General features: G+C 37.7%; 9 protein-coding genes. 6 read left to right on the plus strand and 3 right to left on the minus strand.

The genetic code is table 11. The features are described from left to right. The first annotated feature begins 29 nt into the window (after positions 1–29). The 4 genes from BN985_RS16635 (at position 30) to BN985_RS16650 (ending at position 4370) form a co-directional block, all read left to right on the plus strand. Positions 30–605, plus strand: coding sequence for a TetR/AcrR family transcriptional regulator (locus tag BN985_RS16635; RefSeq protein ID WP_042224841.1), 576 nt, complete (start codon positions 30–32; stop codon positions 603–605). A gap of 38 nt (positions 606–643) precedes the next feature. Further along, entirely contained in the window at positions 644–2020 is a 1377-nt protein-coding gene (locus BN985_RS16640) for an MATE family efflux transporter (protein WP_042224842.1), read from the plus strand. Positions 2021–2255: 235 nt separating this feature from the next. After that, positions 2256–2519 (plus strand): glycerophosphodiester phosphodiesterase family protein, encoded by a 264-nt coding sequence (locus BN985_RS16645; protein WP_042224844.1) that lies wholly within the window; start codon positions 2256–2258, stop codon positions 2517–2519. 825 nt (positions 2520–3344) lie between these two features. Next, positions 3345–4370, plus strand: a complete 1026-nt coding sequence (locus tag BN985_RS16650) for a potassium channel family protein (RefSeq protein ID WP_042224941.1) — start codon at positions 3345–3347, stop codon at positions 4368–4370. A 186-nt stretch (positions 4371–4556) separates the two neighbouring features. Here the strand turns inward: BN985_RS16650 and BN985_RS16655 are convergent, their stop codons facing one another. The 3 genes from BN985_RS16655 to BN985_RS16665 form a co-directional block, all read right to left on the minus strand. Continuing rightward, positions 4557–5558 carry a sodium:calcium antiporter gene (locus BN985_RS16655; RefSeq protein WP_198030025.1) on the minus strand — a complete coding sequence of 334 codons (1002 nt, stop codon included), beginning with the start codon at positions 5556–5558 and terminating at the stop codon, positions 4557–4559. A 162-nt stretch (positions 5559–5720) separates the two neighbouring features. Next, complete coding sequence (locus BN985_RS16660) at positions 5721–7268, minus strand: flotillin family protein (RefSeq protein WP_042224847.1); 1548 nt, start codon at positions 7266–7268, stop codon at positions 5721–5723. 59 nt (positions 7269–7327) lie between these two features. Then, positions 7328–7873 carry an NfeD family protein gene (locus BN985_RS16665; protein ID WP_042224850.1) on the minus strand — a complete coding sequence of 182 codons (546 nt, stop codon included), beginning with the start codon at positions 7871–7873 and terminating at the stop codon, positions 7328–7330. 155 nt (positions 7874–8028) lie between these two features. Here BN985_RS16665 and BN985_RS16670 point away from each other — a divergent pair, with 155 nt between their 5' ends. Both BN985_RS16670 and BN985_RS16675 read left to right on the plus strand, forming a co-directional pair. After that, positions 8029–8466, plus strand: coding sequence for a CBS domain-containing protein (locus tag BN985_RS16670; RefSeq protein WP_042224852.1), 438 nt, complete (start codon positions 8029–8031; stop codon positions 8464–8466). A 163-nt stretch (positions 8467–8629) separates the two neighbouring features. After that, the gene (locus tag BN985_RS16675) at positions 8630–9193 is read left to right on the plus strand and encodes a flavin reductase family protein (protein ID WP_042224853.1); all 564 of its coding nucleotides are present in this window, start codon (positions 8630–8632) and stop codon (positions 9191–9193) included. Positions 9194–9573 lie beyond the last annotated feature (380 nt).

Consider the following 9573-nt stretch of genomic DNA (forward strand, 5'->3'; position numbering starts at 1 on the left):
TGACGACCGATCGTAAGGGAGTGGGGATGATGAGTTCAAATAAGATAAAAGATGTGGCACTAGACTTGTTTGCATTACACGGATATGAAGGTACGTCTCTTTCACAAATAGCAGATCAAGTAGGAATAAAGAAGCAGTCGATCTACTCGCATTTTAAAGGGAAAGATGAACTATTTTTAGCGATAGTGAATGATACATTTCACATTGAAATAGAACGAGAGAAAGAATTTCTTGAAAAGCATTTCGCAGAGTCATTAAAAGATTGTTTACTAAAATCTTTACGTAGTTATGTAGATCGCTATCCATATGATAGTAGACTGAAATTCTGGTTACGCATTTCTTTTTTTCCTCCTATGCATTTGTATGAGCAAATTAATGAATATAGCTATAACTATATAGATGAAATCGATTCGTTATACTTGGAACGTTTTAAAAAGGCTTCAATTGATAGGGAAATGGATTTCATTAGTCCAGAAACAGCGACGATGGCTTTCTCGGCACTTTTAGATTCGATCGCTGTAGAATTAGTATATAGTGGGGAAGAACGAACAGAAAAAAAACTTTCCGCAGCATGGGAGGTATTCTGGAGAGGTATTTCTAGTTAAACAAACAACAAGAAACAGCAGTATGGAGGAAACAGGTTATGTATCATGCAGAAACTTGGAAAAATAAAGCAACATTATTAATATCAATTTTATGGCCAATAATGGTCACGCAGCTCAGTTTATATGCAATGAATTTGGTAGATACGATGATGTCAGGTAGGGTTGGAACAAATGACCTAGCTGGTGTAGCGATTGGTTCAAATCTTTGGTTACCGGTTTTTACAGGAATGAACGGCATCCTGCTCGCTGTTACACCAATTATTGCTCAGTTAATGGGACGAGGACAGAAAAAGGAAATTACTTATTCGGTCATGCAAGCACTCTACTTAGCCACAGGTTTAGCAGTAGTGGTGTTAATTATTGGTGGTATTGTATTAAAGCCAATCTTACAGGTTATGGGATTAGAGGCTGGAGTTGAACACATCGCGATGCATTATTTAATTGGGCTTTCGATTGGAATTATTCCATTATTTCTTTCCAATGTTCTACGTAATTTCTTTGATGGACAAGGTTTCACAAGAATTACCATGTTCATTACCATCATGGCTGTTCCTTTTAATGCATTGCTAAACTATGGCTTCATTTTTGGTAACTTCGGCTTGCCTGCCCTTGGAGGGATTGGTGCAGGCTATGCAACAGCGATTACGTACTGGATCATTCTCTTACTAAGCATTTTGATGACTTTTCGAATTAGCTCTGTTCGAAATTATCGTATTTTTGTCGAATGGGTAAAGCCATCTTTCAAAGCTTGGAAGAAGCAGCTGGGTATCGGTGTACCAATTGGGTTATCCATCTTTTTTGAATCAAGTATTTTCTCTGTGGTTACCCTTTTAATGGGGATTATGTTTTCGGCAGTTACGGTAGCGGCAAATCAAGTTGCATTAAGTTTTACAACCCTTATGTTTATGATCCCACTAAGTATTTCGATGGCATTAACAATTGTTGTCGGGTATTCAGTCGGTGGAAAAAAATTGCAGGCAGCGAAGCAGTATAGTTTCATGGGAGTAATTGGTGGGGTATTATTCCTTGCTTTTGGCGCAATCTTCTTGTTCTTATTCCGTGAATCTATTGCTTATTTATATACAGAAGATCCGAAAGTTGTATTGATGGCAGGGCAGTTTTTCATTATTGCTATCTTCTATCAGATATCTGACGCAACTCAAGCTGGATTACAAGGTGCCTTACGTGGTTACACTGATGTAAAAGTACCTTTTGTTATTGCACTTATTTCGTATTGGGTGATCGGTATTCCTTCAGGCTATCTCCTTTCGGCTTATACAGACCTTGGGCCATTTGGACTTTGGATCGGAATCACATTAGGCCTGTCCTGTGCAGCAATTGGCTTTTTTATCCGTTTGCGTATCGTGCAACGACGGCTTGAAAAGACTGTTAACAAAATAGAAATAACGACTTAGAGGAGGAACTCTGCTGGCTTGCTTTAGCACTGTATTATTTACGGTGCTTTTTTACTGCTTTTAAAATATGATCTAAGCTTATCTTTTTACTGACCTGTAAAGGATAAGTAAAGCTTCGGTAAATAAGAGTTTTTTTAAAGTGAAATATGATTAAATGGAAGAAGACGATAAAGCAAAATTTTGTTAAATAATTTGGTATACATAGTTGAATAACATTTACGTTTCGTAAAATTCTTTGATTGGTTTCTTAGAGCCTGTAGAAGCTGGTACGGATGGAATAGAATTAGATGTTCATCTAACCAAGGATGGCGAAGTAGTAGTAATTCATGATGAGACATTAGATCGTGCCACGGACGGAAATGGTTTAATAAAGGAGCTTAACTTAGATGAGATAAGACAATTTTGCACAGGTAATTGCTTTTCGCATTTAACTGACTTCACGGATGAATGGAGACTGGAAAAGGTTCCAACATTGCAAGTGGTATTGGGAGTTACTTGAGCCCTATGACACGGAGTTAAATATAGAATTAAAAACATATATAGAGTCGTATGAAGGATTGGAAGAACGTGTAAATGAGATTGTCAATGAATTTGGGAATGGAAGAAAAATCGTCTATTCATCTTTTCATCTGCCTACATTAATGAAAATGTGACAAATTAAAGCAAAGATTGCCTGGCTTATTAATCACCCTGTAAGTCGTCCAGAAGAATATAAGGAGTATTTTGCATTAGAATCAATTCATGTCTCCGTCAAGGTGGCTTTACAGCATGCAAAAAAGTGGCAGATCATTCTTCCTAAGCTACGGGTTTGGACGGCATATGAAAGCAATGATATTAAACAACTGCTAGTTATTGGTGAAGGGGCAATTATCACAGATCACCCTGAAAAAGCAATCTTTTATAAAAGGGAACGGAAATCTTATAATTAGGTTTCAATTTTAAGTAATATAGAAAAAAGCTTAAACAAGAATATTCGCACCGTACCAACATGGTATGGTGTGCCTTTGTTTAGCAAAAATGTCTTATGAAGAGGTATGTAACATATACTACCCCTCTTTAACTGTTCATGAAAAAACAGGAATGTTATGATTAAATATAATTGTTGTTTGAACGTGTTGATTGGAGGGGGAACAATGTACATTTGTAAATTCTATATTTAACACAAGATCCGATTAGATTTTAATCGGGTCTTATTATTTGCCAAGACTTATGTTTTTGAGTAGGCGTTCATAATGGCTGCTTCCAAAAAGTTTTTGTTGTAGGGCATCTTCGCAGAAAGCTATACTAGATAAAGAGAGATTTATTGGGAAGGGAAAGATTACATATGATTTTTTTTAGAAATCTATTTGTGAAAGTAGTTCGGTTAAATAACTGGTTCTTTATACTGGCTACCTTAACCTTAGTGCTGGCAAGTAGCTACTTTATATACTACTTAGAGCCTGATACGTTCGTTAGTCCTTTTGAAGGTCTCTGGTGGACAATGACAACCGTAACAACAGTGGGTTATGGGGATATATCACCAGTCACGGTACCAGGTAAAATCTTTGCCATGTTTTTATATATTGTAGGGATTGGCTTAATGACTATTTTTATTGGGAAAGCGATCGATTTTTTAAGTATTCGAAAGCGTTTAAAGGAGGAAGGGAAGTTGGATATTAATACAGAAGATCACATTATTCTTATTAACTGGACGAAGAAGGCAAGTATTACACTTGATGAAATACTCCGTACCTTTCGAAATGTCCGCATTGTAGTAATAGACGAGAATATGAAAAAAACACCTCTATTACACGAACAAGTGGAATTTGTAAGTGGAAATCCAGCAAATCACGATGTACTGATGCAAGCCAATTTACTTAAAAGTAAGTCTGTTATGATCTTTTCTCCAGAAGATACAACGATTAGTTCCCAGGCAGATGGCCAAACATTACTTATTGCAACCATCTTGGAAGGAATAGGGAAAGAGTATAACCAAAATCTTTACACGATTTGTGAAGTGACTGATTCCACACACATTCAAGCATTTAAGAATGTTTCAGTTGAAGAATACATAACCCCAAATGATACAGTAGGTAACCTTGCAGCAAGATCCATTTTATTTAATGGGTCAAGTGAAATTATTAGGCAGCTTACAAGCAATCAAGGTTTTGATTTATATTCGATTGATAAGAAGAGCAATTGGGTGACATATGAAGACGCTAAAACCGAGCTGTCTAAAAAAGGAGCTTTATTAATTTCTGATGGAAGAGATTTGTCTATTATGAACCACCTTGATCAAAAAATCCCATCTGATGCCAGGCTATTTATTATTTGTGACGCAGATGTTTATAAAAAGGTGATGCGTTATTAATTAAGAGGTGCTGCATATGCAGCACCTCTTTTGCTAAACCTTGTCTGATATTATCACTTCACCACAACATCTTCTTGAATGGTAAGCATGCCAGATTGAATTCATTCTATATAATTAGTTGTTGATTCAATGACCTGAGAGACTAACCAAGATCTCGGGTAAGGTGTTATATTTTGCTTCACAAGTCTAAAATATGAACATTCCGACTACAACAAAATAACTAACTACTGCAATGACGGAAGGAATAACATATGTTGTAGTGTTCTTCGTTTTATCTCGTTTTATAATTATCATTGTAAGAGCAGTTAAACTAAACCCGATGAAGGACATAAACATCAACTCATCGCTAGAATCCTGCCAAATACTCCCTTCCGTATAAAACGGATCAGCAAGTGCAATAACCAATATGTTAAACAAATTACTTCCCAGAATGGTACCTATTGCCATATTAACATTGGTAAGCTTTAATGCCACATATACACTCATTGCATCAGGAATGGATGAGGACAATGCAACAAGAATACTTCCTATGGCCGTCGCGCTAATGCCAGTGTTTTGCGCTAACGCATCTCCTGACAGGGAAAGGGCGGTGCCAGTTATTAATATAATCACAGAAAAAAGGATGAACTGGCGTATGGCTCGCTTAACACTATCCTTGCTCTTTACAGGCTCTTCCTCTATGGTGTTATCTTTATTTTTGGTAGGTCCTTGTTGCTTCCGTGACATAAACCACATACCAAAGATATATACAAACACGATCGCAATACTGAAAACACCTATATTATAAAAACCCCACGTGCTCTTAATAGCAAGAGCTCCTGCAGTGGTCAAACATAGGATTAGTGCCACTATCCCTGTTTGAATGTGGTGGTCTGAAACATCTAGAAATAAGCGTTTATTGCGGAAATGAAGGTCTAATATAAATAGGACAAAAAAGTTAAATAAAATACTCCCTAATCCATTTCCTACTGCAATGCCTGCATTCCCGATAACACCGGCAGAAATAGTAACCGTTAATTCTGGTAGGGAAGTGGCGACAGCTAATAAAAGCGTACCTGCGAGCACACCTCCTAATTTGGTTTCCCTGCTGATAGTATCAGCATGACTTGATAGTCGAGTAGCTGCGTATGCTGAAAGCGCCGCAGCCAAAAAGAATATAAGAATTATATACCAGATAAGTATCGACACCTCCCCAGTTGCTCTTTTAATGTGTTCTCGAATCAGATAAATAGTAAACATCTTCTGATGGATTTTCGATAGTAATTTAAAATGAATAGAAAAAAATAAGAGAAGCGTCAGACCAGATGAACTGGTTAAACACTTCTCTTACCGTCTAGAAGTCTTTAAATATTAATTGTGGTGTGACTCATTATGAGCTAATTGCTTTTCTTCCTGGTTTTCATAACGAATGCGGTCCAAGTCTAAGTCCTCTGGTTTATGCTGTTTACCTGTTATGTTTTCTAAAAGTTCTTTAACATCAATTCCAGATGAAGCTTTTAAGGATTCTTGAAGCGTGGACATCAGATTTGTCGCATAGCCACTTACTTTGTTTGCTCCGCCATCTGTACCACTGCTTCCAGTATCGACTACTGTTAGTTTATCAATATTAGCTAATGGACTTGCCACTTCTTTTGCATATTCAGGAAGCATCTTCGTGATCATATCGAGAATTGCTGCCTCACCATATTGTTCGAAGGCTTCAGCAATTTTCCGTTTTGCTTCGGCTTCAGCAAGACCCTTCAAGCGGATAACTTCAGCTTCAGATTCACCTTGTGCTCGTTGAGAATCTGCTTTAGCTAGACCATCCACACGCACACGTTCTGCTTCTGCCTTTGCCTGTGATTCAATTCGATACTGATTGGCATCAGCTTCAGCAAGCTGTTTGGCTTTGTCTGCAACTGCTGCTTGTTCGACAGCATAACGATCCGCGTCTGCTTTCTTCTTAACTTCAGAGTCATATTGTCTTTCTCTACGAAGAATTTCTTTCTCTTCTAACTCAATTTGCTTTTGTCTCTCAATAATTTTAATTTGCATCTCTTGTTCTGTAACTTCCTGCTTGGAGCGAGCAGTTTCCAGGTCATAGGCTTGGTCAGCACGTGCTTTCGCTGCGTCCTGATCTTTACGGTAATCTGCCGTTTTCATTTGGTTTTCTTTTTCTGCTTCGGCAATTTCAGTTGCCCTTTCCAATTCGGCTTTTTGTGCATCTTTAGCGGCTTCAGCTCGCTTAATACGCGTTTCTTTATCCGCCTCTGCTGTTGCAATGTCTGCGTCGCGCTTAACCTGAGCAATTCGCGGTTTACCAAGTGATTCTAAGTAGCCATTTTTATCCTTTACATCTTTAATCGTAAAGGACACAATGATAAGTCCCATTTTTGCAAGATCTTGTGACGCTACTCGCTGTACTTCTTGGGAGAACTTGTCACGATTTTTATATATCTCTTCTACAGTCATTGAACCTAAAATGGAACGCAGATGACCTTCCAAGACTTCTTTTGCCTCATTCTCCCGGTCTATCTTTGATTTCCCGAGGAACTGTTCAGCAGCCGTGGCAATTTCACCTATAGACCCACCAATTTTGATAATTGCGGTACCATCAGCCATTACGGGGACACCTTGTTCCGTATATACCTCAGGAGTGGTAACTTCTAATTTACTCGAAAGTAGACTGAGTGGTTCTGCTTGCTGGAAGACCGGTAGTACAAACGCACCGCCACCACGAATGATTTTTATTTTGTTACTTGCCTCATCTACATGAACATTCTTTCCACCTAGGTAACTTCCAGTAACAATTAATGCTTCATCAGGTCCGGCAGTACGGTATTTTGCTACAAATACCCCAATAAGTGCTATTACTAAAATAACTGCAATCCCGATGACAATCCATATTCCTTCAAACATATTCCTTCCCCCTTGTTCTAAATTATATTAAGCAAACGTCACCAAGTGGCTTCGTTCGATTAAACAAAATCATTAGCATCAAGTTCGTTCTCGTATGGAACGACATATAGGACGCCTTTTTTAACTTCCAAAACTAAAACTTTTACACCCTCAGGGATAACGTTGTTATCGAACCCAGCTGCGGGTTTGGAAATTACACCACTTTTGCTCTCTATTACTATCTCTCCAAAACCATTTTCGGGGATTGGAATAATGATTTTGCCCACTCTTCCTTTAAGAGATTCTTCTGTATAGCTAAGCGATTCCTCGGCAGAAGAGAGAGGTATAAGTACAAAAATGTTAAGTAACGTGTCGAGTATAAGTGCGATTCCTGCTGCTAGAAATAATATAAGAATGCTGGATAAAGAAGTAATATTTTCCAATACATATCCAGTTGCAGACATAAATGCAAAAAACGAAAGAATCAATACTGGATTTAAAAATCCAAAAAAGTCTCCTGCACCTTCTAAAATATCTCCAAAAAATATGTAAAGAATGGTTAATCCTCCCGCAATAAAGAGAATAATTAAGTAAATGCTTTCTATTGATGTGCCGAAAAGCGTCATATGTATTAGCCCCCTTAACTCGTTACTCTAATTGTATTACGATTAAATGGAAAAAAGGTTTCAAAAAGTGGAAAATTTAAGCGGGGTATTGAAAAAACTACCTTTCATAAAATAACCTTCTCAACACATTCTATTGTAGAAGGGGAGGGATCTATATGCATCAGCAATTGCGTAACCTTATGACATCAGACGTTTTTACTGTAAGTGAAACACAATCCATTCAGGATGCTGCAAAAATAATGAGTGAAAACAATATTGGAGCTATCCCAGTAGTTGACCAAAGCGGGAGCATGGTAGGTATTGTCACAGACCGTGATATAACCTTACGTTCTACAGCCCAGGGTGAAGCAGCAAATACTCCTGTCTCTGAAGTAATGACTGCTCAAAAAATTGTCCAAGGGACGCCGGATATGGATGTGCACGAAGCAGCACAACTTATGTCGCAACAGCAAATTCGTCGTTTGCCTGTTACGGAAGATGGGAAACTTATCGGGATGGTAGCACTTGGTGACCTTGCTGTGGATAATCAGTTTGATGATGAGGCAGAGCAAGCATTGTCCACGATTTCTACACCTTCTGCACCACAAAAATAAATTTAGAGGAAGAGTACCAGCGGATATTACTCCAATGGTGCTTTTCCTTTTTAGCTAATAGCTACGTAGTCAAAAGAAGGAATGGAAGTGTAAATATTAAAAATACCTTTAACCTTTCCTCTTCTATTATGATATGCTTCATATAATAGGAGGAGGTTATCAATTGAGAAAACCAATAGAAGGTACAGTAATGCACAGTTATCCAGGAATGATTGCCCTTGTTACTTCTTATAATGAAGGAAAGTATAATATTATGGCTGCAGGTTGGCATTCTTATATTTCCATGGATCCGCCTATTTATGGGGTAGCGATTGGGAATGAGCGATATACTCATAAGTTAGTGAATGAATCTGCGAGCTTTGCAGTTAACTTTCTCCCATATGAGAAAGCTGCAAGTATTCAGGGAACCGGAAGTATTTCTGGTATCGCACATGACAAGTTTGAGCCTCTGGGGTTACCTTTTGAAAAAGGGATAACAATACCCGCTCCTATCTTAGTGGATGCGTATGTAGCTTATGAGTGTAAGGTTATAGACCGAAATACATATGGAGATCACGATTGGTTTGTTGGAGAAATTACGCAATGCTATCGTGACGACACTAAGTTTCTCGATAACGGTCTACCGAATTTAAAGGAAATTGACATACCACTCTATTTAGGAAGGTCTTCCTATTCTAAAATAGATAATAAAAGTGAGATCGAAACATTTTTTAAAAAAAATGTTTAAAATTATTTATATGGGGTATATGTATAGATATAGCAATTAATAAGTTGAACCGGGCTGTCAATTTTGTGCTTCATAACAAATTGAAAATAAATTCCTGTTATTTCCATTCAAAAACTGTTGACACCATGTTTGGTAAAATGCTATATTATTCAAGTCGCCAAATTCGACAGCAATCGACAACTCCTTGAAATAATTAAAAACGAAAAAGTTATTGACAGGTTGCTTTGGAAATGGTATGATATAAAAGTTGCTTCAAAAAAGCGACGCCAACAAATTGCTCTTTGAAAACTGAACAAAACAACTAGTATGTCAAGGAAAAACAGACTTTCTGTTTTTCGAAGAAATACAAGCAGAAGCCAGTATTCTGCGAAAGCTAAGAC

The organism is Oceanobacillus manasiensis (assembly GCF_000724085.1).
Classification (GTDB): Bacteria; Bacillota; Bacilli; order Bacillales; family Amphibacillaceae; genus Oceanobacillus_B; species Oceanobacillus_B manasiensis.